Source organism: Bradyrhizobium sp. AUGA SZCCT0222, from assembly GCF_018130205.1.
Lineage (GTDB): Bacteria > Pseudomonadota > Alphaproteobacteria > Rhizobiales > Xanthobacteraceae > Bradyrhizobium.
In genome coordinates, this window is sequence record NZ_JAFCLX010000002.1 from 114,222 (window position 1) to 140,251 (window position 26,030).

Sequence of the window (26,030 nt, forward strand, 5' to 3'; positions counted from 1 at the left end):
GATGGCTTGATCCCGAAAGGTCAACGAGCCGCGGGCAGGAGGAAATATGAAGAATCGCATTACCGGGCGCTCGGCCTTTCTCGCGCTGCTGAAGGACGAGGGCATCACGCATCTGTTCGGCAATCCCGGCACCACCGAACTGCCGATCATGCACGCCCTGAAGGATCATCCTGACCTCACCTATGTGATGGCGATGCAGGAGAGCCTGGTGGTCGCGATCGCCGACGGTTACAGCCGCGCCTCGGGCAAGCTTGTCGCCTGCAACGTCCACGTCGCGCCCGGCCTCGGCAATGCAATGGGCTCGCTGTTCAACGCGGCCTTCACCGGCACGCCGATGATCCTGACCGCGGGCCAGCAGGAGCAGGGCCACGGGCTGATGGAGCCGGTGCTGTATGGCCCACTGGTGCAGATGGCGGAGCCCTTGGTGAAATGGGCGGTCGAGGTGACGCGGCTGGAGGATCTGCCGCGCATCGTGCGCCGCGCCGCCAAGATCGCAACCACGCCGCCGACCGGGCCGGTGTTCATTTCGCTGCCCGGCGACATCCTCAACGCCGAAGCCGGCATTGAGCTCGGCCGCTCCACCCGCGTCGACACCCGCGTCAAACCATCGGACGAAGCGCTCGGGGCGCTGGTGGCGCGCATCCTCAAAGCCGAGCGGCCGGTCATCATCACCGGCGACGAGATCGTCAAGAGCGACGCGCTCAAGGAAGCCGCGCAGTTCGCGGAGGCGCTGGGCGCGCCGGCCTATCAGTGTTCGACGCCCTACGGCGCGCACTTCCTGTCCGAAAGCCCATGCTTCATGGGCGCGCTGTCGCGCCTGCAAAAGCAGGTTCGCGAGGTGCTGTCGCCCTACGATCTGATGATCGTGCTCGGCGCCGATCCGCTGCGGATGTCGGTCTACAGCGAAGTCGATCCGCTGCCCGATGGGCTTGGCATCGTGCAGATCGGTCTGGTCGACTGGGACCTCGCCAAGAATTATAGCGCCGAGATCGCGCTCAAGGCCGATGTGAAGGAAACCCTGCGCGCGTTGGTGCCGGCGCTGAAGGCCGCCGGTGGCGGCGCGCTCGAAACGCGCGCCAAGCAGGGCGTGGCCGCGCTGGCCTCAAAGAACTGGACCGCGAAGCGCAAACCGCTGATCGAACAGATATCGAAGGCCAGTACCAAATCGCCGATCGATCCGGACTGGCTGGCGCTGCAAGTGGTCGAAGCGATGCCCGACAATGCGATTCTGGTTGACGAAGGCCTGACATCATCGCGGCAGATCCTGGCGCTGCGGCCGCACCGCGACCGCTACGGTTATCACGCGCTGGCCTCGGGCGGCATCGGCTGGGGACTGCCGGCCTCCGTCGGCGTCAGCCTCGCCAATCCGGAGCGCCCCGTGGTGTGCTATTCCGGCGACGGCAGCTCGATGTATTCGATCCAGTCGCTATGGACCGCGGCGAACCACAAGCTGCCGCTGACCTTCGTGATCGTCAACAATGGCGGCTACCGCATCATCAAGCAGCGCCTGCTCGCCTTCCATGGCGACGATCATTATGTCGGCATGGACTTCGTCGATCCACCGGTGGATTTCACCGGCGTCGCAAAATCACTCGGGCTGGAAGCTATGCGCGTCACCGATCCAGGCCAGTTGAAGTCGGTGCTGTCGTCGGCGATTGGTCGCCCCGGCACCAAGCTGATCGAGGTGGTGGTGAGCAATTCGGTGAATTGACGCTTGTCATTCCGGGGCGCGCGAAGCGCGAACCCGGAATCTCGAGATTCCGGGTTCGATGCTGCGCATCGCCCCGGAATGACAGTTATTTACTCCGCCGCCGTCACCCGCACACCCGGCCGATACTGGCTCGCCGGATGCTGCGCCGTCAGCCTCGCGCGGCCCTCGCCGAACAGCTTCTCGCGCAGCGTGCCCTCGGCATACGCGCTCTTGTATCGTCCGCGCCGCGTCAATTCCGGCACCAGCATGTCGGCGATATCCTCGAAATCGCCGGGCGAGGTCGCGAAGGCGACGTTGAGGCCGTCGACGTCGGTCTGCTCGAACCAGGCCTCGATATCGTCGGCGACCTTCTCGGGCGTGCCGACCACGACGGGTCCGGCGCCGCCGATGCCGACATGTTCGATGACTTCGCGCACGGTCCAGACCCGATCCGGATCGGCGCGGGTGACGTTGTCGAGCGCGGTGCGGCCGGCGTCGTTCTGGACGTGGCGGACCTGCTGGTCGAGGTCGTAGCCGGAGAAATCGACGCCGGTCCAGCCCGACATCAGCGCGAGCGCACCCTCGGGATTGATGTGCTTGCGATAATCGGCGTATTTCGCCTTCGCCTCCGCCTCGGTGCGCCCGAGGATGATCGTCATCATGCTGAACATCAGGATCTCGGCCGGGTTGCGCCCGATCTCGCGTGCCAGGTCACGGATCGCCGCGACGCGCGGTCCGATGATCTTGGCCGACGGGCCCGACATGAACACGCATTCGGCGTGCCGGGCCGCGAACTGCCGGCCGCGCGGCGAGGTGCCGGCCTGGTACAGCACCGGCGTGCGCTGCGGCGACGGCTCGCTCAGATGAATCGCGTTGAGCCGGTAGTGATTGCCCTCATGCGAGACGGGATGCACCTTCGCAGGGTCAGCGAAGATGCCGCGCGCGCGGTCGCGCAGCACGGCGGCGTCTTCCCAACTGCCTTCCCAGAGCTTGTAGACCAGCTCCATATATTCGTCCGCGATCTCGTAGCGGTCGTCATGCGCGGTCTGCTTGTCCTTGCCCGCGCCGCGCGCGGCGCTGTCGAGATAGCCGGTCACCACGTTCCAGCCGACCCGTCCCTCGGTGAGGTGGTCGAGCGTCGACATCCGCCGCGCGAACGGATAGGGCGGCTCGAACGACAGGTTGCTGGTGACGCCGAAGCCGAGATGTTTCGTCACCGCCGCCATCGCCGGGATCAGCATCAGGGGTTCGTTCGCCGGGGTCTGCGTCGCGTTGCGCAGCGCCGCGTCGGGGCTATTGCCGAACACGTCATAGACGCCGAGCACGTCGGCGAGAAACAAGCCGTCGAAACGCCCGCGCTCCAGCGTCCTGGCGAGATCCAGCCAATAGGGCAGGCGGTTATAGTCAAGGGTGCGGTCGCGCGGATGGGTCCACAGCCCGGGCGATTGATGCGCCACGCAGTTCATGGCAAAGGCGTTGAGCCGGATCTGTTTCTTCATGATGGTGGAACCTTGGGTATTCCCGGATACGCCGCCGGGTCGGGTACCGGGCTGTTGGCGGAAACTGTTGCATTCCATGAGGGTTAGCAAGGCCCTATTCGGCGCAACTCGTGCTACTTCCAGTAGATGAGTTGTCTGGCTACACTAACGAGTGATATGTTCGCGAGCGCGAAAGGAAAAAGACATGGCAACGAGAGCCGACGCGATTGAAAATGTGCGTCAGCAGTTTCACTCCGGCGAATTTCTCGCCGAGCTCAACCGCAGGGTCGGTTTTCCTACGCAGAGCCAGGAACCGTTGCCGGGCGATCCCTTGCGCGCCTATCTCGTGGAAGGACTGCAGCCGGCCTTCGAAGAACTCGGGTTTTCGACCCGGCTGATCGACTCGCCGATCGGCAAGGGTCCGTATCTGCTGGCGGACTATCGCGAGGATCCGTCGTTGTTGACGGTCCTCTCCTACGGCCATGGCGACGTCGTGGGTGGCATGGTCGGTGAATGGCGCGACAATCTCAACCCGTGGCAGACCACGACCAAGGGCGATCGCGTCTACGGCCGCGGCACCGCCGACAACAAGGGGCAGCACAGCATCAACATGGCGGCGTTGCGCGCCGTCCGCGAAGCCCGCGGCGGCAAGCTCGGCTTCAATGCCAAGTTCATCATCGAGACCAGCGAGGAGATCGGCTCGCCGGACCTGGCTGAGGTCTGCGAATCGCTGCAGCAGGAACTTAAGGCCGACCTGTTGCTCGCTTCCGATGGTCCGCGGCTTTCGGCGGATCGTCCCACCATCTTCCTTGGCTGTCGCGGCGGCGTGCGAATTCATCTCGACGTCAACCTGCGCGAAGGCGGCAATCATTCCGGCAATTGGGGCGGCCTGCTCGCCAACCCCGCGACCATCCTGGCAAACGCCATCGCCGCGCTGGTCGATCACAGGGGGCGGATGAAGCTCGACATCATGAAGCCGCCGCGCATCTCGAACCTGATCCGCGCAGCACTTGCCGATGTGGAGGTCGAGCCCACGGCGGATGAGCCGCAGGTCTCCGAGAATTGGGGCGAGGATGGCCTGTCGGCCGCCGAACGGGTCTATGCCTGGAACACGCTGGAAGTGCTGGCGATGTCATCGGGCAATATCGAGCAACCGGCGAACGCCATCCCGGGCGTAGCTCGCGCCGTGCTGCAGCTTCGCTTCGTGGTCGGCACCGAATACGAAAAGGTGGTCGACGCTGTCAGGACCTATCTGCACGCCAACGGCTTTCCGATGGTGGATGTCAGCGGCCAGCAGAGGTTTGGCGCGTCGCGTACCGATTTGGATAGCCCCTGGGTCAACTGGGCGGCGAACTCGATCCGGCAGACCACCGGAAAGGCGCCGGCGATTCTGCCGAATATCGGCGGTTCGCTGCCCAACGGCGTCTTTGCCGAAGGGCTCGGTCTGCCGACGATCTGGATTCCGCATTCCTATCCCGGCTGCTCGCAGCACGCACCGGATGAACACATCCTCCTGCCGGTCACCGAGGAAGCTCTGGCCATCATGGCGGGCCTGTTCTGGGACCTCGGCGAGATGCCGCCTAAACCGTGATGCCGGCAATGGTTCGCGTGACGGAATAAGAACGATGCTGCGGCGCGAAAATGCCGTTTCGCGCTATAAAATTTAGCTCAGCGTATCGTCAGGCGAAATATTGCTCTGTCGCCCGCGCGCCGCGCTCTCTAGGATCAGGGGAGCGCGATGCGGGGAAGGGCGGCATGAACGCGACGTCACCTAAGAAGAAGCCATCGCTGTCCGTCGTCGGGCAGCCGGCCAATTTCAACGCCATCCAAAAAGTCTGCGCGATCCTGCGCGTGCTGGCGCAGAACGCGCCGCTGCGGCTGACCGAGATCGCCGACGTCACCTCGCTGAACAAGGCGACGGCGCTGCGCATCCTCGGCTCGCTGATCGAGGAGGGCTTTGTCACCCGCGTGACCGGCGCAAAAACCTACGAACTCGGCCAGGAGGCGCGGGTGATGGCGGTCAGCGCGCGCCGCACTGTCGACATCGCCGAACTGGCGCAGCCGAGCCTGCTGCGGCTTTCGGAGCGATCGGCCGATACCGCGCTGTTGTCGGTGCGCAGCGGCGTCGAGGCGCTGTATCTGGCGCGTTCCGTCGGCAGTCATCCGTTGCAGCCCAATTACCTGCAGATCGGCAGCCGGCGGCCGCTCGGGGTCGGAGCCGGCAGCCTTGCGCTGATGGTGTGGCTGCCGGACGCCGAGATCGACGCCATCATCGAAATCATCATGCCGCGGCTGGCGAAATCGCCGCGTATCACATCGAAGTATCTGCGCGAGCGGATCGTCGCGGCGCGCAAGCATGGCCACACCGTGCAGATCGACGTCGCGCTTCCCGGCATGGGCGGGGTCGGCGTGCCGATCCGCGACGATGCCGGGCAGGTGATTGCGGCGCTGAGCGTCGGCGCCTCCAGCGACCGGATCAGGCGGCGCGAAACCGAGCTTGCGGAGATGCTGAAGAAGGAAGCGTTGATCCTGACGCGGGCAATGGCGCAGCCGGCGAAGCCGGGTGCGCTGAAGGTGATCAAGCCGAGCTAGAGCAATTCTGCAGGGCGTCGGGACCAATGCGGCGTATTCGGTGGCCTCGTGGCTCGAGACGCGCGGCGTTGCCGTGATTCTCATTATGAGGGCCTAACACTTGAACTGTCAGACCTCATCCTGAGGAGCCACGCGCAAGCGTGGCGTCTCGAAGGATGAAGCCACGATCAAACCCCTTCATCCAGCGCGACCAGCTCGCGCTTCTTGCGCAGCGAGGGCAGCAACGGTCCGACCAGCAGCACCACCGCAAGCGCCAGGCAGGTGGCCGAAATCGGCCGCGTCACGAAGGTCATCAGGTCGCCCTGGGAGAGGATCAGCGATTTGCGCAGGTTGTTCTCCAGCATCGGCCCGAGCACGAAAGCCAGCACCAGCGGCGCCGGCTCGTAGCCGAGCTTGCGCATGAAATAGCCGATCACGCCGAACGCGATCATGACGTAGACGTCGAACACGTTGTTGCTGGAGCAATAGACACCGATGATCGTGAAAAGGACGATCAGCGGAAACAGAATGTTGTACGGCAGCTTCAGCAGTTGAACCCACATCCCGATCAGCGGCAGGTTGAGCACCAGCAGCATCACATTGCCGATATACATGCTGGCGACGATGCCCCAGAACAGGCCCGGGTTCTGGGTGATCAGCAGCGGGCCGGGCTGCAGCCCGTGGATCACGAACGCCCCTAGCAATAGCGCCATGACCACGTTCGGCGGGATGCCCAGCGTCATCAGCGGAATAAAGGCACCGCCGGCAGCGGCATTGTTGGCGGCTTCGGGTCCCGCCACGCCTTCGATCGCGCCATTGCCAAAACGCTCCGGCGTTTTCGACAGCCGCTTCTCCAGCGCGTAGGACGCAAATGACGAGATCACAGCGCCGCCGCCCGGCAGGATGCCGAGGAAGAATCCGAGAATGGTTCCGCGTGCGACCGGCCCGGTACTGGCCTTCCAGTCTTCCTTGCTCGGAAACAGCTGCGTGATCTTGGCGTTGATGATGTCGCGCTTGATGATCTGCTCGGTATTGAGCAGCACCTCGGCGACGCCGAACAGGCCCATCACCACGGGAACGAGGCCGATGCCGTCGATCAATTCAATCCGGCCGAAAGTCAGGCGCGGCTGGGCGGTGATGCTGTCCAGCCCGATCAGGCCAAGCACGATGCCGATGCAGGCCATCAGCAGCGCCTTCGCCATCGATCCCTGCGTGAGGAAGGTCAGCACCACGAGGCCCAGCGCCATCAGGCTGAAATAGTCAGCCGGCCCGAACGCAATCGCGACGCTGGCCAGTGACGGCGCCACCAGCATCAAGGCGATCAGCGCAAACGTGCCGGCGATGAAGGAGCCGAAGGCTGAGATGCCGAGCGCCGGCCCGGCGCGGCCTTGTTTCGCCATCTGGTGGCCGTCGATGCAGGTGACGACGGACGCCGCTTCCCCGGGGATGTTGACCAGGATCGACGTGGTCGACCCGCCATACATCGAGCCGTAGTAGATACCGGCCATCATGATGATGCCGGATTCCGGCGTTCCCGACAGCGTGACCGGCAGCAACAGCGACATCGCCGAGATCGGTCCGATGCCGGGCAGCACGCCGACCAGCGTGCCGATGAAGACGCCGATGAAGCAATAGACCAGGTTGACCGGCAACAGAGCGATGCCGAAACCGTGCGCGACATTGATGAGCGTGTCCATTTCGCGGTCAACCGATTTCAAAGATGCCCGAAGGCAGCTGGATCAAAAGCAGACGTTTCAGAATCCACCACATGCCGAGCGGGGCGATGACGGCGATCGGGATCGCCAGCGACCAGCGCACCGGATCGATCAGCCGCAACAGCAGCACCATCAACGGGATCGACGACAGCAGAAAGCCGAACGTATCGAGCGAGAAGGCAAATGCGGTGAGGGAGGCGATAACGATCAGCGGCTTGGTCCAGCGCGCATTCTCCCAGCGCGAACCGAAAGTCGGTCCGCCCTCGGTGAGCGACGCAATGATGATCGATGCCGCGAACAGGCACATCAGGATGCCGGTGTAGAATAGCACGTAGCCGGAGCCGGGATCGTTGATGGTGCCCAGTTTCAGCTTGAGCCCGGACCGGATGACGAAAAGACCGAGCCCGAGCCCGATCACCCCACCCCACAATTCGGAATTGTTGAAGCGGAATTTGACGTTGCCGTTATTGCTCATGCTGGTGCTTTCAGATACGCGCTGTTGGTATCGTCACCCCCGGGATGAACGCAATTGCGTTCACCCGAGAGGTGGCGTAGCGCAGCGAAGCCCTCGAAGGGCGACGGTGCCCGAAACCATCCTTCGAGGCTCGCCGCAAGCGCGGCGAGCACCTCAGGATGACGATTATCCCTGCAGCGGGAACGATTCTACTTCTTCGCCAGCCCGAGCGAGTCGATCACCTTGCGTTCGGAATTGGTGACCTCGACGACGAACTTCTTGTAGTCCTCGGTGTTCTTGTAATTCGGCACCATGTCGTATTTCGCGAGCGTTGCGATCACGGCCGGGTCCTCGATGGCCTTCTTGAAGGCGTCGTGCAGCTTGGCGACGATCTTCGGGTCCATGCCCTTCGGTCCGGCGATTCCGAACGGCGAGTCATAGACCATGGGATAGCCGAGTTCCTTCAGCGTCGGCACGTCGGGGAAGTTCGGCGAGCGCGCCGAGGTCCACACCATGAGCAGCCGCAACTTGCCGGCGTCGACCAGCGGACGCCATCCGGTCGAATCCGCCTGCAGCATGGTGTGCTGGCCAAGCACGGCGGCATTGGTCTCCGCGCCGCCCTTGAACGGCACCTGCGTCAGTTTGATGCCGGCGAGCGTCGCGATCTGCTCCATGCCGATATGCAGCGACGTTCCGGCGCCCGGGGTCGCATAGGTCACCTTGCCGGGATTCTGTTTGGCGAAGTCGACGACGTCCTTCCAGGTCTTGAACTGCGACTCGGCATTGGTGGTGACACCGAAGGTGTAGCCGGTGAGGTGGATGATGTAGGAGAAATCCTTGGACGGATCCCAGGACACTTCCTGCATCAGCGGCAGACGGAACACGGTGATCGGTAGCTGCGCGATGGTGTAGCCATCGGGCTTGGCGGCGGCCGCCATGGTGGCCGGACCGACGGTGCCACCGCCGCCCGCCTTGTTGTCGATCGCGATTGGCTGGCCGAGAATTTTGGAGGCGCTTTCGGCGATGGCGCGCATCGTGAGGTCGGTCGATCCGCCCGCCGGCCACGGCACGATCAGGGTGATCGGCTTGGTGGGATATTCCTGCGCGCCGGCGGCGGCGGAAATCATCATGCCGACGGCGGCGACAGCGAACATCAAACGGCTTGGTCTCGACATCTCAACTCTCCCTTGCGGCCCCTTTGACAACGAGACCTCCTTGTTTTCTTCATGCGCGCAATCTTCCCTGAAAACGCATGAGAAGAAAAGCGTATTGGCGGGCTAACGTACGCAATTAGCTCAACAATTGGCTGGAAACGACATCTGCGACAATTGGCCTGTCGCAGCGTCCCGAGATACGGAATTTGATCGCAGCGGGTCGGCGGACGAAACCGGGAAACATCTCTCCGCGACCGGCCGTTCGAGCCATGGCGCAGTTTGAGCATTTGGCGGATCCAGGCCTACGATCAAGGTGGGAGTCGCGGTGTCTTGCGAAGGCCTGGGCTTTCAGGCCATCATAGGTCCGGTCGGACGGGGTGGTTCCGTTCAGTTTGCCAATGTGGGCATTGCAGGGAATCCTGCCTGGAGCGCATGAGTTCAGCTTCGAACGCAACCGACGCCGCGGTTATCAAGGCATTCGCCGCAATCCCTGCGCTTCTCGAACAGACGCCGGCGCTGATCGTTCGCGGCCGGTTTCTCGATTGCGAATGCCTGCTCGGGCCGATCGGCCATCCCTTTCACGCCTCGATCCGTGCCGGCCGGATCGTCGATCTGACGCCGGCGCCGGTGCTGATGCGGTCGTGGCGGTTTTCCTATCGCGCCTCGCCTGCAGCCTGGGCGGCGTACTGGCAATCCGAGCCGCGGCCGGGCTGGCATGATCTGCTCGCCCTGACCAAGCGTGGCGAAGCGGCCCTTGAGGGCGATCTGCATCCCTTCATGGCGCATCTGCAGTATTTCAAGGATGTGCTGGCCTTGCCGCGGCACCATTTCGCGGTGGCTGCCTGATGAGCGGTTACGTCGAGCCGATGATCGGCCGCTATGTCCATGTCGACATCGGCGGCGAAATGCATCGGGTCTATTTCGAGGAAAACGGCGCCGGCATTCCGCTGGTGTGCCTGCACACCGCGGGCTCCGATGCGCGGCAATGGCGGCATCTGCTCGCCGATGAGGAGTTCGCGAAGAATTTTCGGATCATCGCCTTCGATATGCCCTGGCACGGCAAATCGAATCCGCCGGCGAGCTGGAACGGGGACGAGTACCAGCTCACCACCGCGCGCTACACAGAGACTATCCGCGCCTTCTGCAAGGCGCTGCGGCTGGAAAAGCCCGTGGTGATGGGCTGCTCGATCGGCGGCCGCATCGTGCTCAACCTTGCGATCGACCACGCCGCTGAATTCCGTGCGCTGATCGGGCTGGAGGCGGCGGATTTCCAGGCGCCGTGGTATGACACCACATGGCTCAACCGCCCCGACGTCCATGGCGGCGAGGTCTGCGCAGCCTTGGTGTCGGGTCTCATTGCCCCGCAGAGCCCGCAAGCCTCGCGAGCCGAAACGTTATGGGGTTACAAGCAGGGCGGTCCGGGGATTTTCAAGGGCGATCTATATTTTTATCGGGTCGATGGCGACTTGCGCGGCCGGGTGGAGAGGATCGATACTAAAGTATGCCCGCTGTTTCTGCTCACGGGCGAGTATGATTTCTCCTGTACGCCGGAAGACACGACGAGGACTGCTGCCGCTATCGGGGGCGCCAGTGTTACGATAATGGAGCAGCTTGGTCATTTTCCGATGAGCGAGAACCCCGAACAGTTTCGCCGCTACATTTCGCCGGTGCTCGGCGAAATCCTCGAACGATCGACGTAAACCACACAAGGAGTACAAGTATGAACCGCAATTACATGATTGGCTACGCGCTGGCCGGCGCGTTGTGCGCCACGCCGGCGATGGCGCAGGAACTCACCGGAACGTTGAAGAACATCAAGGATACCGGGGCCATCACGCTCGGCTTCCGGGATTCGTCAATTCCCTTCTCCTATCTCGATGACAGCCAGAAGCCGGTCGGCTACGCCATGGACATCTGCTACAAGATCGTCGATGCCGTGAAGAAGGAGCTCAAGCTTGACAAGCTCGAGGTCAAGCTCAATCCGGTGACGTCGTCGACCCGGATTCCGCTGCTGGCCAACGGCACCATCGATCTGGAATGCGGCTCGACCACCAACAACGCCGAACGCCAGAAGCAGATCGCCTACACCAACACCCACTTCCTGACCGCGAGCCGCTACGTCTCGAAGAAGTCGAGCAAGATCAACTCGATCGACGATCTGAAGGGCAAAGCGGTGGTTTCGACATCGGGCACCACCAACATCAAGCAGCTGACCGAAGCCAATGCGGAGAAAAAGCTCGGCGCCAACATCATTCCGGCCAAGGACCACGCCGAAGCCTTCCTGATGGTCGAGACCGACCGCGCGGTGGCGTTCGTGATGGACGACATCCTGCTGGCGAGCCTGGTTGCCGGCTCGAAGGCGCCGGATGACTACGTGATCTCCAAGGACGCGTTCTCCAAGCCGGAGCCCTATGGCATCATGCTGCGCAAGGACGACCCGGCCTTCAAGAAGGTGGTCGATGCCGCCACGTCAGCGCTCTATACGGGCGGCGAGGGCCAGAAGATCTACGACAAATGGTTCACCCAGAAGATCCCGCCCAAGGGCCTGAACCTGAACTCGCCGATCAGCGCGGAGCTGAAGAACCAGTACGCCAAGCCGTCTGACTCGCCGGATCCGGACGCCTACAAATAAGCAAATAGATGCTTCTGCCCATGCAATGGCCCAACCATTGCATGGGTACGTTTCGGTGGCGCAGCGGACGGTAGGCCTTCGTGAATTATAATTGGAACTGGAGCATCTTCTTCGAGCCGGCCCCGGGCGGGACCGGCACCTATTTCCATATGCTGCTGTCGGGACTGTGGCTTACCATCCAGACCGGGATCTTCGCCTGGATCATCGCGCTGATATTCGGCTCTGTCATCGGCGTGTTGCGGACGCTGCCGTCGAAGACCGCTTACTGGATCGGCTTCGCCTGGGTCGAATTCTTCCGCAACATGCCGCTTCTGGTGCAGCTGTTCCTGTGGTTCTTCGTGCTGCCCGAATTGCTGCCACGCAGCTGGGGGCTGTGGCTGAAACAGATGCCCAATGCGCCGTTCTATACCGCGGCGATCGGGATCGGCCTGTTCATGTCGGCGCGCGTCGCCGTGCAATTGGGCGCCGGCATCGCCTCGCTGCCGCGCGGGCAAAAGCAGGCCGCGACCGCGCTCGGGCTGACGACGTTGCAGGGCTATCGCTACGTGCTGCTGCCGATTGCATTCCGAATCATCATGCCGCCGCTGACCTCGGAGTTCCTCAACACCATCAAGAACACGGCGGTCGCGATCACCATCGGCCTGATCGAACTGACCGGCCAGGCGCGGTCGATGCAGGAGTTCTCGTTCCAGGTGTTCGAGGCTTTCACCGCCGCGACCGTGATGTATCTTTTGATCAACATCATCGTCGTCACCGGCATGCGCTTCCTCGAACGCAGCCTGGCGATCCCCGGCTACATCACGGGGAAATAACCACATGTTCGCCAATTTCGATTTCGACGTCATCCGCCGTTCGCTCGGCTACCTGTTTCTCGACGGCATGGCGTTTACGCTGACGCTGACCGGGCTCTCGGCGCTCGGCGGGATCATCTTCGGCACGCTGATCGCGCTGATGCGGCTATCCGGTTTCAAAGTGCTTGGCCGGATCGCCGGGCTTTACGTCGACTTCATGCGGTCACTGCCGCTGGTGCTGGTGATCTTCTGGTTCTATTTCCTGGTGCCCTATGTCGGGCAATGGCTGACCGGCGCGTCGCGCCCGATCAGTGTCGGCGCCTTCACCTCCGCGCTCGTCACCTTCATCATGTTCGAGGCGGCGTATTTTTCCGAGATCATGCGCGCCGGCATCCAGTCGATCTCCAAGGGCCAGCCTGCCGCGGCCAATGCGCTCGGCATGACCTACGCGCAGACCATGCGCTACGTCGTGCTGCCGCAGGCGTTCCGCAACATGTTGCCGGTGCTGCTGACCCAGACCATCGTGCTGTTCCAGGACACTTCGCTGGTCTACGTGCTGTCGATGCCGGATTTCCTCGGCGCGGCGAGCAAGGTTGCGCAGCGCGACGGCCGGCTGGTCGAGATGTACCTGTTCGCGGCGGTGGTCTATTTCACGATTTCCTGCGCCGCCTCGTTCGCCGTCCGGCGCCTGCAGGCGCGCATCAGTATTGTCCGTTAGGGAACGCGTATGATCGAAATCAATCACGTCAATAAATGGTACGGGCCGACCTTCCAGGCGTTGAAGGATTGCACGACCAAGGTCGCCAAGGGCGAAGTGGTTGTCGTGTGCGGTCCGTCAGGTTCGGGCAAGTCGACGTTGATCAAATGCGTCAACGCGCTGGAGCCGATCCAGGAAGGCGAGATCATCCTCGACGGCATCAAGGTCAATGATCCCAAGACCGACCTGCCGAAGCTGCGCGCCCGCGTCGGCATGGTGTTCCAGCATTTTGAACTGTTCCCGCATCTGAGGATCATCGAGAACCTGTGTCTGGGGCAGGAAAAGGTACTGGGCCGGTCCCATGACGAGGCGATGGCCAAGGGCGCCAAGCTGCTCGACCGCGTCGGATTGAAGGTTCATGCCAACAAATACCCGGCCGAATTGTCAGGCGGACAGCAGCAGCGTGTGGCGATTGCACGCGCGCTGGCGATGGATCCGATCGCCATGCTGTTCGACGAACCGACCTCGGCGCTCGATCCCGAAATGATCAGCGAAGTGCTGGACGTGATGGTCGATCTGGCCCGCGAGGGCATGACCATGATGGTCGTGACCCACGAAATGGGCTTTGCCCGCAAGGTGGCGCATCGCGTGATCTTCATGGACCAGGGCGAGATCGTCGAGGATGCGCAGAAAGACGACTTCTTCGGCAAGCCGCGCAGCGACCGCGCGCAGAAGTTTCTGTCGAAGATTCTGTCGCATTAGCCGCCACCGTCATTCCGGAGCAGCCCGTTAGGGCTGAATCCGGAATCTCGAGATTCCGGGTTCGATGCTTCGCATCGCCCCGGAATGACGTTGAGGGTTTATCCGTATTATCAATTTGCGTATATGAGTCCCCAACACCCCTTCGCGCCCTCAGGAGACTTCGCTTGGAACAGATCGCTTACGTCAACGGTTCATTCGTGCCCATGGCGGACGCCAAGGTGTCGATTCTCGACCGCGGCTTCCTGTTTGCCGACGGCATCTATGAGGTCGCGGCCGTGCTGGACGGCAAGCTGATCGACAATGCCTCGCATCTGGCGCGGCTGGAGCGTTCGGTCGGCGAGATCGAGCTGGCGTTGCCAGAGACCATCGAACGGATTCAGGAAATCCAGAAGGAACTGGTGGCGCGCAACAATCTCGTCAACGGCATGGTCTATCTGGAAGTGACGCGCGGCGCCGACACCGGCCGCGATTTTGCGTTTCCAAAGGGCGTCAAGCCGACGCTGGTCATGTTTACCTCCGTCAAGGACATCATCAACGCACCGTCGGCCAAGACGGGGATTGCCGTCATCACCGTGCCTGATCTGCGCTGGACCCGCCGCGACATCAAGAGCGTGGCGCTGCTGGCGCAAGTGCTGGCAAAGCAGGCGGCAGCCGTGGCCGGCGCCGGTGAGGCCTGGATGATCGAGGACGGCAAGGTCACCGAGGGCGGCTCGTCCTCGGCCTTCATCCTGACGCAGGACGACGTGCTGGTGACGCGGCAGAACGGCAGCGAGATCTTGCCGGGCTGCACCCGCAAGGCGGTGGTCAAGCTGGCCGAAGAACGCCAGCTCCGGATCGAGGAGCGCGCGTTTACGGTGGACGAGGCGCTGGCCGCGAAGGAGGCCTTCATCACCAGCGCCACCGTGTTCGTGCAGGCGGTGGTATCGATCGACGGCAAGAAAGTCGCGACCGGCAAGCCCGGCCCGATGACCGATCGCCTGCGCGAAATCTATGTCGAGTTCGCCAAGGCGACGGCCGTCTAAGCGACGCTAGGCCCGCTTCGCTTTCACCAGGTAAATGGCGCCAGAGGCCGATGGCGATCAGCGTCACCGCCTCAGCTCTTCGAATTGAAGGACGACGCCCTGCGCGAGGCTGACGACGGCGATCGCCGCGATCAGCCGCTGCGACCATTGCCGGAAGCAGGCGTCGTCGATGGCTTCGAGCAGGATTCGCGACAGCTGCGTTCCGAGCAGCGCCGCCACGATGGCGAGCACGATCGCGACCGGTGAAATCGCGCCGCCTCCGGCGAAAAGCGCGTGACCGAAATAGACCAGCTTGACCAAATGTCCGCCGGTGTTGATCGCGGCCTTGGTCGCGACAATCTGTCTGGTGCCGAGATCGGAGCGCACGAAGAACAGGTCGAGCATCGGACCTGAGACGCCGCAGGTCAGGTGCAGCGCCGTGCAGAGGGTGCCGCAGCCGACGGCCTGCCGGGGGTCCATGACGTTGGGCGTCCACCGGGCCGGCAGTGCAAGCCCGACCAGGCTCACCAGGCCAATGAAAATTAGGGCCATCGGCTTGGTCGGCGTGACCGGTCCGAACGCGATGGCAAGCGCTGCTATCAGTGCGCCGGCGGCGTAGCGCGCCACGATCGGCCAGCAGATATGCTGCCGCCAGAGCCAGGCGCGGGCGGCGTTGGAGGCGATCTGGGTGATGGCGTGCAGGGCCATCGCCGGCGCCAAAGGCATGAATGCAAGCAGCAAACCCATCAGGATCATGCCGCCGGCCATGCCGAACACCCCCGAAATGAACGAGGTGGACAGCACGGACGTGGCGAGCGCTGCGGCGAAAGGCACACTGATCATGGTGACCTCCATGAAATTCGATGGGCCTTCATCGCGGATTTGACAGCCGCCGCGCAAACGGGTTTATCTGACCCATAGGCTCAGGAAAACTTGGTCTGTCCGATGCGACGCCTGCCTTCGCTGAATGGATTGCGCGCCTTCGAGGCGGCTGCCCGCCATGGCAGCTTCGTCGGCGCCGCGGCCGAGCTGAACGTGACGCAGGCGGCCGTCAGCCGCATGGTGCGGCTGCTCGAGGAGCGGTTCGGCTTTCAACTGTTCGAGCGCCGGGCCAACGGCCTCGACCTGACGCCGCAAGGCAAGGCGCTGCAGCCCGGCCTGACTTCGGCCTTTGACGCCATCGCCGGCATTGCCGAGCAGGTCACGGCGATGCGCACCACGCCGGTGCTGACGCTTGGTGTCGGCCCCTCGTTTGCGGTCCGCTGGCTGATCCCGCGGCTGCGCGGCTTTTACGAACAGCAGCCCGAAATCGACGTCCGGCTCTCGACCGGCGGCGCGATCAATCCGTTTCGCGACGACTGGACCTGCGGAATCCTGCTCGGCGACGGCAACTGGGCAGGCTACGAATCCGAATTGCTGTTTACGACCGACCTCTTTCCGGTTTGCACCAAGGCGGTCGCGGCGCGTCTCAGCAGCCCCTCGAAGCTGACCCGTCAAGACATGCTGCAGGTGTCGCACTCGCCGGAAGACTGGAGTCTGTGGCTCGCGGCGGCCGGGGTGAAGCCGCGCGGCAAGGTGCACGGGCCGAGCTTCGGCAATTACGCGATGGCGCTGCAGGCAGCGGTGGACGGGATCGGCGTCGCGATCGGGCTGCGTCCCTATGTCGAGGACGATATGGCGAGGGGACGCCTGGTGGCGCCGTTTTCGATCACCGTCCCGAAGAAGCGGGCCTGGTATCTGGTCTATCGCCCCTTCCGCCGCGACGATCCCGGTCTGGCGGTACTGCGCGCCTGGTTGCTCGAATCATTGGGATCGAAACCAACATCTGCTTGATGGTGGTTTGTGGTATGTTCAAACATGCAATTTGAGCGCGATACGAAGATCCTGTCCGCGCTATTGGCGCTTGCCGCGTGTCTTGCGTTTTCGAATCCGCGCGCATTCGCAGCAGGCTATCCCGACCGGACCATCAGGATCGTGGTGCCGTTCGCACCGGGCGGCGGCACCGACGTGATTGCGCGGACGCTGGCGCAGGAGATGGCCAGGGATCTCGGCGCCTCCATCATCATCGAGAACAAGCCGGGCGCGGGCACCATCATCGGCACGCAGTCGGTCGCGGCCAGCGCGCCTGACGGCTACACGCTGTTGATGGGGACCTTTGCCAATGCCGTCAATCCAAGCCTGAACACGAAGCTGCCTTACGATGCGCACAAGGATTTTGCGGCGGTGGCGTTGATCGCGCGCTCCTTCAACCTCGTCGTGGTCAATCCGGCGTCGCCGATCAAATCGATCGGCGATTTGATTGCGGTGGCCAGGGCCGAGCCGAATAAATTGTCGTACGGCACCTATGGCACCGGAACCTCGGCGCATCTGGCCGGCGAATTGTTCAAGCACATGGCCAAGGTCAACCTGACCACCGTGCCGTACAAGGGCGCGGCACCCGCGATCACCGACCTGCTCGGCGGACAGATCCAGGTGATCTTTACCACGATCGCCAGCGCCGCCTCGCTGGTCGCGGCCGGCCAGTTGCGCGCGATCGCGGTGACGTCGGCCGAGCGCTCGCCGGCCTTCCCGGAATTGCCGACGGTGTCGGAAGCCGGTGTTCCCGGTTACGCGGCAGAAGCCTGGTACGGCCTGTACGCGCCCGCCAGAACGCCGCCAGAGGTCATCGACCTCCTGAACAAGTCGGCCGCCAAGGCCGTCCAGTCAGAGGCGTTCAAGAAGCTCGGCGTCAATGAAGGCCTCGTGATGGTGGCAGAGCCGCCCGCAGCGCTCGACCGCTATTTCAGCGTCGAGGAAGCGCGGTGGCGCAAGGTGATCCAGGACGCCGGGATCAAGATCGAATAGAGCGCGAGGCGTAACATCCTGAGGTGCGAGCGGAGCGAGCCTCGAAGGATGGGCCACGGGCCGTATTCATCCTTCGAGGCGCGCAAGGGCGCGCACCTCAGGATGACGGGGAGAAATGCGTGTCGGCCGCCTCAACCTAACCCACCGCGCTCTACCGTTTGTCCGCCACGAATCTGTTCCGCAGCGTGCCGATGCCGGTGATGTCGATCTCGACCACGTCGCCGGCCTTCAGATCCGGCGAAGCGCCGTCGGTGCCCATCCAGATCACGTCGCCGGGCCACAGCGTGAAATATTTCGTCAGTTCGACGATGAACGGAACGATACCGAAGATCATCTCGTTGGTGCGGAAGCGGCCGGTCTCCTTGCCGTTGACACGGATCGCGGTTTCCATCCGGTCGAGATCGACCTCGGTCTCGATCCATGGGCCCATCGGCTTGAAGGTGTCGGCATTCTTGGAGCGCCACAGCGAGCGATCGGCCTTCTGCCAGGTGCGTTCGCTGACGTCGTTGCCGATGGTGTAGCCGAACACGCAGGACATCGCGTTGGCTTCGTTGAGGTGTTTTGCCTTCTTGCCGATGACGACGACGAGTTCGCCTTCGTAATGGATTTTCTCGGTCGCGGTCGCCGGGATCACCACGTCCTCATCATGGGCGATCAGCGCGTTCTGCGCGCGGTAGCCGATCTCGGGACGATCAGGCACGTTCGGGACCGTGCCGGCCTTGTCGGCGGCTTCCTTCAGATGCTTCAGATAGTTCAGCCCGACGCAATAGAACGTGCGCGGGATCAGCGGCAGTTCGATCTTCACGTCCTTGAGCGCATGGGTTTGCGCGCCGCGCTGCCATTCGCCAAAGGGATCGCCGCTGACTGACATGACCTTGTCGCCCTCGACGAGGCCCCAGGATGTGTTTCCGGCGGCGGTGAATTTGAGCCAACGCATGAAGTGTCCTTTGCTTTATTCGGCTGCGGCCTGCGGCTTGGCCTTCCAGGCGCCGGCGGCGGTGCGCGGCAGGCCTAGATTCTCGCGCAAGGTCTTGCCGGCATAATCCTTGTGAAATAGGCTGCGGCGCTGCAGTTCCGGCACGACATGCTTGACGAAGTCGGCGTAGGAGCCGGGCACGATGGTGGCGGCGATGACAAAGCCGTCGCAGCCGCGCTCGACGAACATCTCCTCTAGCTTGTCCGAAATTTCCTTCGGGCCGCCGACGATTGCGTCCTGCACCTGGCCGCGGCCGGAGAAGGTGACGAAGTCGCGCGCGCTGGGATTGGTCTTGCCTGAATTCTTGAGCACGCCGTCGCGAATGCCCAGGATGCCCTGCATGCTCTTGAGCTCTTCTGTTGTCAGGGGTTCGTCGAGCGGCTTGGAGGCGAAGTCGTAGTTCAGCGCCTCCGCGAGCAGCGACAGCGCATCGATCTGCAGCGGCAGCTTGTTGATGACAGCCATCTTGTCCTCGGCCTCGCTCCTGGTCGCGCCGCAGACGGGTGTGGTGAGGTTGCAGAGGAACATCTGGTCGGGATCGCGGCCGGCTTTCGCGGCTTCGTTGCGGACCGCCGCATAGCCCTCCTTGGCGGCGGCCACGTTGCGCGCGGCGGTGAAAATCACCTCGCCCCATCGCCCCGCAAAGCGCTGGCCGCGGCCGGAGGCGCCGGCCTGGATGATGACGGGATGGCCTTGCGCCGAACGCGGCACGGTGAATGGACCGCGCGACTTGAAGAATTGGCCCTTGTGGTCGAGCCGCCTGACCTTGGCCGGATCGGCAAAGCGGCCGCTCTTCTTGTCCATGATCAGCGAGCCGTCTTCCCAGGTGTCCCAATGACCGAGCACGACCTCCATGAACTCGTCGGCGCGGTCGTAGCGGTAGTCATGTTCGAGATGGGCATCCTTGCCCATGTTGTGGGCCTCGCCGTCATTGAGCGAGGTGACGACGTTCCAGCCGGCGCGTCCGCCTGTCATCAAATCGAGGGTGGCGAAGCGGCGCGCAACGTCGAACGGCTCGAAATAGGTGGTTGAGCAGGTCGAGGCCAACCCAAGTTTCTCGGTGACCATGCCCATCGTGGTCAACACCACGATCGGATCCATCTTCACGCAGCGGATACCGTATTCGACCGTGTGGGCGTGGTCATTGCCGTAGCGGTCGGGCATTGCCAGCCGGTCGTCGAAGAACGCCATGTGGAATTTGCCGGCTTCCAGAATCCGGGCGATCTCCTGGTAGTAGTCGGCCGACATCGAATCGTCGCGCGATTCCGGGTGCCGCCATGAACTCGGCAGGTTGGTGCAGTTCTGCGCCTGCAGGAAGCCGACCATCGCCATTTGCCGTGTCATATCGTTCTCCCCAAATCGGCCAAGCGCGGCTTCATGTCAGATCGAGATCGGCCGCGAGCTTGTACTCGCCGGCCAGCGCCCGCAATTTGTCCCAGGTCGCGTCCTCGATTTCGATGCCGGAAACCTTGCGCTGCTGCTCGCGGATATATTCAACCTCGCCCGGATAGAACACGCCGGTGGAACCTTCGGACGTTGGTGTCTCTTTCAGATAGCGCGCGAATTCGGCGACTTCCTTCTTGAAATCCTTCAGCGGCCGGAACGCCGCGACGTTGAACACCGCCATGAAGCATCCGTCATTGTGGCGGCCGGTCGGCTCGACGCCGAAGCCCAGCCCGGTGAGCAGCCCGCACAGCACCTCGACCATCGCGGCAAGGCCGCTGCCCTTGTAACCCTCGCTGCCGCCGAGCGGCAGCAGGGCGCCGCCCTTCTTGTACTCCCCGGGGTCTGTGGTGTGCCGTCCCTCGGCATCGACGATCCATCCCTTCGGGATTTCCTCGTTGCGCGACACGGCCAGCGCAATCTTGCCCGCGGCGACGGCCGAGGTCGCCATGTCAAGATAAAACGGTGCGTCGAGGTCGGAGGGAACGGCAATCGAGATCGGGTTGGTGCCGAGCCGTGCCTCGCGGCCGCCGAACGGCGCCACGATCTTCGGCGAGCGGCCGGAGTCGGCGGTCGCAATGCCGATCATGCCTTCCTGCATCGCCATCAATGGATAGGCGGCGAGCCGACCGACATGGCTCTGGCGAAACACCGTGCAGGCCGCGACGTTGGCGGTCTTCGCCTTCTCGATGGTCAGCGCCATCGCCTTGGCGTTGACGTGAAACCCAAAACCCCAATGGCCGTCGATCACGGTCGTGGTCGGCGACTCTTGCACGATGGTCCACTTCGCCCCGGGCACGATATGGCCGGCCTTGACGCGGTCGATATAGGTCGGGATCGCGATGATGCCATGGGAATCGTGGCCGGCGAGGTTGGCGTTGACGCAGCCGACGGCGACCGCTTTGGCTTCCTCATCCGATGCGCCGGCAGCCCTGAGCAGTGCCGCGCCGATGCGTGTGAGACGGTCGGCCTGTACGATCGGCATGGGTTTCCTCGTCGAATGCCCGCGAGCAGCGGGTCTTGCTTGTTGTTGTCGAAGCATGGTCTCAAAGCGGTGGCGGGAGAGCAAGGGCAGAATATCCGTACCGGGCATGCCCGTGAGGCGGGCTCGCGCGGTCCGGATTTCATCTGACGAAAATTGGCTACCGCGCCGCCCAGGCCCTTGGCCGCCGGAGGCACCGCCGCTGCCATGGCTGATAAATCGTGAACGGACCGTAGTTCTTCGGAGGAAGGCCTTGCGATGTTGGGCAGGTATTTACTCTGAATCGCAACTTCCGGCCGCCAATAACGACCATTTAGGCCTCTCCCGCGCATAAAATTCCGTGGGGCAGCAGGCCCTTATTGTCTGCTGGGAGCTCGAGAGCCGTGAAGACCAGTATCGCGCGTACATTTGCGGCGTTGAATGCGACCAACGAAGCGATCCTGTACGCGAAATCGCCGGAAGAACTGTACGAAAAGGTCTGTGAAGCCGCTTTCTCCAGCGGAGACTTCCTGGCGACCGCCGTCTTTTTGCTGGACCACGATACCAATCTGCTTCGGTTTGCGGCCGGTTTCGGCGAAGACACCGCAAGGCTGCGCGCCATCGACATTTCGATCCTGGCTGATACCCCGGAGGGCTCGGGGGTTTGCGGGCAGGCTTTCCGCGATCAGAAGCTGTGCATCAGCAACGATTACCTCAACGACGCGCATTCGCTGGCCTGGCGCCAGGGTGCCGCTGCCGGACAGGTCGGCGCGGCCGCGGGGTTGCCGCTGACCTGCAACGGCCGCAGCATCGGCGTCTTCCTCGTCACGCGGCGCGAAGTCGGGTCGATCGACGCCCCGGTCGTCGCATTGCTCGAACGCATGTCGGCGAACATTTCATTCGCCCTCGACAATTTCGATCATGAAGCTGCGCGCAAGGATGGCGAGCGGACGATGCGGCGGTTGAATCGCATGTTCGGCGCCATCAGCGCGACCAACGAAGCGATTCTTCGCGCCAAGACCGAACAGGAACTCTACCAGCGCGTTTGCGATGCCGCCGTTTACAGCGGAAAGTCGGTCGCGACGGTGGTCCTGCTGTCAGAGCCGGATTCGATCTGGCTGAAGCCTGCGGCCGGCAGCGGCGAGAGCCTCGATCTGCTGACCCGGACACGCTTCTCGATCGATGCCGACAATGACTACGGCAAGGGCGTTGCCGGTCAGGCGTTCCGGACGCAGCGGCTTTGCGTCAACCACGACATCTCGCAGGGTGGCCCGTGGCAGCAGGCCGGACGTGAGGCCGGCGTCGTTGCCTGCGTCGCAGTGCCCCTGATCAAGGCGGGACAAAGCGTCGGCGTCGTGATGTTCTTTGTCGGCATGGCATGGGCGGCGGATGAGGAGATCATCGCGCTGCTGGCGCGGATCGGGGAAAACGTCTCGTTCGCCCTCGAAAATTTTGAACGCGCCAACGCCAAGGCGAAAGCCGACGAACAGAAGGAGCGGTTGACGCGGATGTTCGCGGCGCTCAGCGCGACCAATGAAGCGATCATGCGGGCCCGGTCGCGCACCGAGATGTTCGAACTGGTATGCGCTGCCGCAGCACAGGGGGGCCGCTTCAATTCGACCAGCATCCTCCTCGTCAGGTCGGACAGCGATTCCTTCAACATGGTTGCCTCGGCCGGGCCGACGGCGGAAAACGCCCGCCGTCTGAAGGTCTCGATCAGCGCGGCTGTTCCGGAAGGCCGCGGGGTTTGCGGGACGGCGTTCCGTTCCGGGCAGGCCTGCATCAACAACGATTTCCTGGCAGGCCCGCGAAACAATGCGTTCGATCAGGTGATTGACAACGACGGCGCAAGGTCAGGCGCCGCATTTCCGCTGCTGGTCGAGGCGCGGATCGTCGGCGTGATGCTGTTCATTTCCTCCCAGGCGGACACGTTTACCGCGGAGTTTGCCGAGCTGCTGCAACGGCTGGCCGACAATGTGTCTTTTGCGCTCGAAAGTTTCGATCGCGCCGACGAGAAGGCAAAGACAGAGCGCCAGAAGGAGAGCCTGACACGCATGCTCGCCGCGCTCAGCGCGACCAATGAGGCGATCGTTCGGGCGGGATCACGCGACGAACTGTATCAACTGGTTTGCGAGGCGGCGGCGACCGGCGGCAGGTTCACCTCCACCACCATCGCGCTGGCAAAGCCCGGCAGCGATTTCATGGAAATCGTGGCCGGCGCGGGTCCGACCGGCCAGAGCGCGCGGCAGGTCACCCTGTCGATCAATGCAGCGCATCCGGAAGGCCGCGGTGTTTGCGGGATAACGTTCCGCTCGGGCCAGGCCTGTATCTTCAACGACTATCTTACCGATCCGCGCGCCGCGGCATTTCACGCCAAGGCACGCGAACTCGGTTCCAGATCAGCCGCCGGCTTTCCCCTCTTCGTGCGCGGGCAGGTGGTAGGCGTCATGCTCTACGTCTCCTTGCAAAGGGACGCGTTCACGCCTGAATTCACCGAACTCCTGCAACGGCTCGCCGACAACGTGTCGTTCTCGCTGGAGACGTTCGAGCGCGCCGACGAGAAGGCGAAGACTGAGGAGCAGAAAGAACGTCTGACGCGCATGCTGGCGGCACTCAGCGCGACCAATGAAGCCATCGTGCGGGCAAGTTCGCGCAACGAGTTGTTCGATCTGGTGTGCCAGGCCACCGCAAACGGCGGCAAGTTTACCGCCACTTCCATCGCGCTGACGAGAACCGACAGCGATTATCTGGACATTGTCGCGGCCGCCGGACCGACCGCCGCCAGTTCGCGCGAGGTGCGGGTGTCCGCCAATAAGGCCCATCCGGAAGGACGCGGGTCCACCGGCATGGCGATTCGCTCGGGCAAGCCCTGCATCATCAACGACTACCTCGCCGACCCGCGCAGCCAGGTGTTCCATGCGCGCGCCCGCAGGGATGGGACCCGTGCGAGCGCAGCCTACCCGCTGCTGGTGCGGGGGCGGGTCGTTGGCGTCATGATCTTCGTTGCGATCGAGAAGGATACGTTCACGCCGGAATTCTCCGAACTGCTGCAGCGGCTCATCGACAACGTATCGCTGGCGCTGGAGAATTTTGACCGCGCCGACGAAAAGATGCGGGCGGACGAGCGGATCGAATATCTGGCCTCGCATGACAGCCTGACCAACCTTCCGAACCGCGAGATGTTCAACGGCATGCTGCGCCGGACGATCGATGCCGCGGAGCGCTATCAGCGGTCGTTTGCGGTGCTGTTCATCGATCTTGACCGGTTCAAGGTCATCAACGACTCGCTGGGGCATGACGCCGGTGACATGCTGCTGGTGGAAATCGGAGGCAGGCTGCGTGGCGCGCTGCGTTCGAGCGACGTGGTGGCGCGGCTCGGCGGCGACGAATTCGTCGTGATCCTGGAAGAGGCCGCTGAACCGCACGAGGTCGAACGCATCGCCGGCGGTCTTTTGTCCGTGTTGAGCCAGCCCTTGCAGCTCAGCGGGCATGAGTGCCACACCACGGCCTCGATCGGCATCGCGATGTATCCGTCTGACGGCGCCGACATGCAGACGCTGACCAAGAACGCCGACATGGCGATGTATCTTGCCAAGGAGGACGGCAAGAACAGCTTCCGCTTCTTCACCAGGGAGATCAAGGCGCAGTCGATCGAGCGTCTGACGCTGGAGAGCGCCCTGCGCCGCGCGCTGGAGCGCGACCAGTTTTCGCTGCACTACCAGCCGAAGGTCGATATGGCGAGCGGTCAGATCACCGGCGTCGAGGCGCTGTTGCGCTGGAACCATCCCGAACTCGGCCTGGTATCGCCGGGGCAATTCATTCCGCTGGCGGAAGAGACCGGGCTGATCGTGCCGATCGGCCGCTGGGTGCTGACGGAAGCCTGTGCGCAGAACATGGCCTGGCAACGCCGCGGCCTGCGGCCGGTGACGATGGCCGTCAACCTGTCGCCGCGACAGTTCGCCGACGCCAATTTGTTGCATGATGTCGACGAGGCGTTGCTGGCAAGCGGTATGTCGCCGGTGCTGCTGCAACTCGAAGTCACGGAAAGCATGGTGATGCGCAACGTGTCGCGGGCGATCAAGGTGCTCGACGCGATCCAGAACCGCGGCATCCGGCTTGCAATCGACGATTTTGGCACCGGCTATTCGTCGATGTCGCTGATGAAGCAATTCCCGATCGACACCATCAAGATCGACCGTTCCTTCGTCCGCGATCTGCCCGTTGATTCGGAGGACCAGGCCATCACGCAGGCGATCATCAGCATGGGCAAGGCGTTGGGGATGACCGTCATCGCCGAGGGCGTCGAGACCATCGAGCAGCAGACGTTCCTGCGCAATCATGCCTGCGATGAGATGCAAGGCTTCCTGTTCAGCAAACCGCTGCCGCCGCGGCAGATGGCGGATATGCTTCGGACCGAGCCGCTGCTGGCCTCGCCGCCGCTGCAACCCGACACCGGCGAGGCGCGTGAATCGGCTTCGCCTTCAGGGCTGGAAAGCACTGTCGTCTGACGGCTGCGCATGCAAATCACGCACGTCCGAAGCCGTCGACCTCACCTTGCGCGAAAAGTCATAGGGCCAGGGCTGGATCACCTGGCCAGCCAGGGAATGGAACAGGATATCAGCGCCGTCGGCGTAAGTCGCGCCATCGGGCAAACCCAATCTGGCGCTCCAATGCGCCGGTAGCGTCAGGGCGATATCCCGTACCTCGACCGCCGGTCCCCACCACCAGGCCGGAGCGGGCGGCCGCTCATCCTCGGCGAGCGCCCGCCACCGCCCAAATTCGACGACAACGCGCTCAAACTGCAGTTTTGCCGCCGGATGCATCGGAAGGTCCTGTTACCTTGCCGATGATAACTTCATCC

The 26,030-nt window shown here is 63.2% G+C and carries 22 protein-coding genes; 13 read left to right on the forward strand and 9 right to left on the reverse strand.

Annotated elements, in window-relative coordinates; all coding sequences use genetic code 11:
• Positions 1-46 precede the first annotated feature (46 nt).
• A complete protein-coding gene (locus tag JQ629_RS01960; RefSeq protein WP_212410792.1) occupies positions 47-1,711 on the forward strand; it encodes a thiamine pyrophosphate-binding protein in 1,665 nt (554 codons plus the stop codon).
• Positions 1,712-1,800: 89 nt separating this feature from the next.
• Here JQ629_RS01960 and JQ629_RS01965 read toward each other — a convergent pair whose 3' ends face one another.
• Complete coding sequence (locus JQ629_RS01965; RefSeq protein ID WP_212410794.1) at positions 1,801-3,189, reverse strand: LLM class flavin-dependent oxidoreductase; 1,389 nt, start codon at positions 3,187-3,189, stop codon at positions 1,801-1,803.
• A gap of 184 nt (positions 3,190-3,373) precedes the next feature.
• Here JQ629_RS01965 and JQ629_RS01970 point away from each other — a divergent pair, with 184 nt between their 5' ends.
• Both JQ629_RS01970 and JQ629_RS01975 read left to right on the forward strand, forming a co-directional pair.
• Positions 3,374-4,759: a M20 family metallopeptidase gene (locus tag JQ629_RS01970; protein WP_212410796.1), complete on the forward strand. Its 1,386-nt coding sequence runs from the start codon at positions 3,374-3,376 to the stop codon at positions 4,757-4,759.
• 164 nt (positions 4,760-4,923) lie between these two features.
• Positions 4,924-5,760, forward strand: coding sequence for an IclR family transcriptional regulator (locus tag JQ629_RS01975; RefSeq protein WP_212410798.1), 837 nt, complete (start codon positions 4,924-4,926; stop codon positions 5,758-5,760).
• Positions 5,761-5,927: 167 nt separating this feature from the next.
• On the opposite strand, the gene JQ629_RS01980 is transcribed toward JQ629_RS01975, so the two are convergent.
• From JQ629_RS01980 to JQ629_RS01990, 3 genes are all read right to left on the reverse strand, one after another.
• On the reverse strand, positions 5,928-7,436 hold the full coding sequence (locus tag JQ629_RS01980) for a tripartite tricarboxylate transporter permease (protein WP_212410800.1): 1,509 nt from the start codon (positions 7,434-7,436) through the stop codon (positions 5,928-5,930).
• Between the two features lie 7 nt (positions 7,437-7,443).
• Positions 7,444-7,929, reverse strand: a complete 486-nt coding sequence (locus JQ629_RS01985) for a tripartite tricarboxylate transporter TctB family protein (RefSeq protein WP_212410802.1) — start codon at positions 7,927-7,929, stop codon at positions 7,444-7,446.
• Between the two features lie 188 nt (positions 7,930-8,117).
• Positions 8,118-9,083 (reverse strand): tripartite tricarboxylate transporter substrate binding protein, encoded by a 966-nt coding sequence (locus JQ629_RS01990; protein ID WP_212410804.1) that lies wholly within the window; start codon positions 9,081-9,083, stop codon positions 8,118-8,120.
• 411 nt (positions 9,084-9,494) lie between these two features.
• Here JQ629_RS01990 and JQ629_RS01995 point away from each other — a divergent pair, with 411 nt between their 5' ends.
• The 7 genes from JQ629_RS01995 to JQ629_RS02025 all read left to right on the forward strand — a co-directional run bounded on the left by JQ629_RS01995 (position 9,495) and on the right by JQ629_RS02025 (position 14,966).
• Complete coding sequence (locus JQ629_RS01995; protein ID WP_212410806.1) at positions 9,495-9,908, forward strand: hypothetical protein; 414 nt, start codon at positions 9,495-9,497, stop codon at positions 9,906-9,908.
• Positions 9,908-10,762, forward strand: coding sequence for an alpha/beta fold hydrolase (locus tag JQ629_RS02000; RefSeq protein ID WP_212410808.1), 855 nt, complete (start codon positions 9,908-9,910; stop codon positions 10,760-10,762). Before JQ629_RS01995 ends, JQ629_RS02000 begins: the two co-directional genes overlap by 1 nt.
• Positions 10,763-10,782: 20 nt before the next feature.
• Positions 10,783-11,694: an amino acid ABC transporter substrate-binding protein gene (locus JQ629_RS02005; RefSeq protein ID WP_212262952.1), complete on the forward strand. Its 912-nt coding sequence runs from the start codon at positions 10,783-10,785 to the stop codon at positions 11,692-11,694.
• Between the two features lie 80 nt (positions 11,695-11,774).
• Positions 11,775-12,506 (forward strand): amino acid ABC transporter permease, encoded by a 732-nt coding sequence (locus tag JQ629_RS02010; protein ID WP_212410810.1) that lies wholly within the window; start codon positions 11,775-11,777, stop codon positions 12,504-12,506.
• Positions 12,507-12,510: 4 nt separating this feature from the next.
• Positions 12,511-13,203 (forward strand): amino acid ABC transporter permease, encoded by a 693-nt coding sequence (locus JQ629_RS02015; protein ID WP_212262950.1) that lies wholly within the window; start codon positions 12,511-12,513, stop codon positions 13,201-13,203.
• Positions 13,204-13,212: 9 nt separating this feature from the next.
• Entirely contained in the window at positions 13,213-13,944 is a 732-nt protein-coding gene (locus JQ629_RS02020) for an amino acid ABC transporter ATP-binding protein (protein ID WP_212410812.1), read from the forward strand.
• 164 nt (positions 13,945-14,108) lie between these two features.
• Positions 14,109-14,966 carry a D-amino-acid transaminase gene (locus JQ629_RS02025; protein WP_212410815.1) on the forward strand — a complete coding sequence of 286 codons (858 nt, stop codon included), beginning with the start codon at positions 14,109-14,111 and terminating at the stop codon, positions 14,964-14,966.
• Positions 14,967-15,029: 63 nt separating this feature from the next.
• Here JQ629_RS02025 and JQ629_RS02030 read toward each other — a convergent pair whose 3' ends face one another.
• Entirely contained in the window at positions 15,030-15,788 is a 759-nt protein-coding gene (locus tag JQ629_RS02030; RefSeq protein WP_212410817.1) for a sulfite exporter TauE/SafE family protein, read from the reverse strand.
• Positions 15,789-15,890: 102 nt separating this feature from the next.
• On the opposite strand from JQ629_RS02030, the gene JQ629_RS02035 reads away from it, so the two are divergent.
• Both JQ629_RS02035 and JQ629_RS02040 read left to right on the forward strand, forming a co-directional pair.
• A complete protein-coding gene (locus JQ629_RS02035; protein ID WP_212410819.1) occupies positions 15,891-16,778 on the forward strand; it encodes a LysR substrate-binding domain-containing protein in 888 nt (295 codons plus the stop codon).
• A gap of 24 nt (positions 16,779-16,802) precedes the next feature.
• Positions 16,803-17,789: a tripartite tricarboxylate transporter substrate binding protein gene (locus tag JQ629_RS02040; RefSeq protein ID WP_212410821.1), complete on the forward strand. Its 987-nt coding sequence runs from the start codon at positions 16,803-16,805 to the stop codon at positions 17,787-17,789.
• A 151-nt stretch (positions 17,790-17,940) separates the two neighbouring features.
• Here JQ629_RS02040 and JQ629_RS02045 read toward each other — a convergent pair whose 3' ends face one another.
• Genes JQ629_RS02045 through JQ629_RS02055 form a run of 3 tightly spaced genes read right to left on the reverse strand, consistent with a single transcriptional unit; the run spans position 17,941 to position 21,193 of the window.
• On the reverse strand, positions 17,941-18,726 hold the full coding sequence (locus JQ629_RS02045) for a fumarylacetoacetate hydrolase family protein (RefSeq protein WP_212410823.1): 786 nt from the start codon (positions 18,724-18,726) through the stop codon (positions 17,941-17,943).
• Positions 18,727-18,741: 15 nt separating this feature from the next.
• Positions 18,742-20,109, reverse strand: a complete 1,368-nt coding sequence (locus JQ629_RS02050) for an LLM class flavin-dependent oxidoreductase (RefSeq protein WP_212410825.1) — start codon at positions 20,107-20,109, stop codon at positions 18,742-18,744.
• Between the two features lie 31 nt (positions 20,110-20,140).
• On the reverse strand, positions 20,141-21,193 hold the full coding sequence (locus JQ629_RS02055) for an Ldh family oxidoreductase (protein ID WP_212410827.1): 1,053 nt from the start codon (positions 21,191-21,193) through the stop codon (positions 20,141-20,143).
• Positions 21,194-21,573: 380 nt separating this feature from the next.
• On the opposite strand from JQ629_RS02055, the gene JQ629_RS02060 reads away from it, so the two are divergent.
• Positions 21,574-25,677: a bifunctional diguanylate cyclase/phosphodiesterase gene (locus JQ629_RS02060; protein WP_212410828.1), complete on the forward strand. Its 4,104-nt coding sequence runs from the start codon at positions 21,574-21,576 to the stop codon at positions 25,675-25,677.
• Here the strand turns inward: JQ629_RS02060 and JQ629_RS02065 are convergent.
• Positions 25,651-25,992, reverse strand: coding sequence for a hypothetical protein (locus JQ629_RS02065; protein ID WP_212410829.1), 342 nt, complete (start codon positions 25,990-25,992; stop codon positions 25,651-25,653). The genes JQ629_RS02060 and JQ629_RS02065 overlap by 27 nt on opposite strands.
• Positions 25,993-26,030 lie beyond the last annotated feature (38 nt).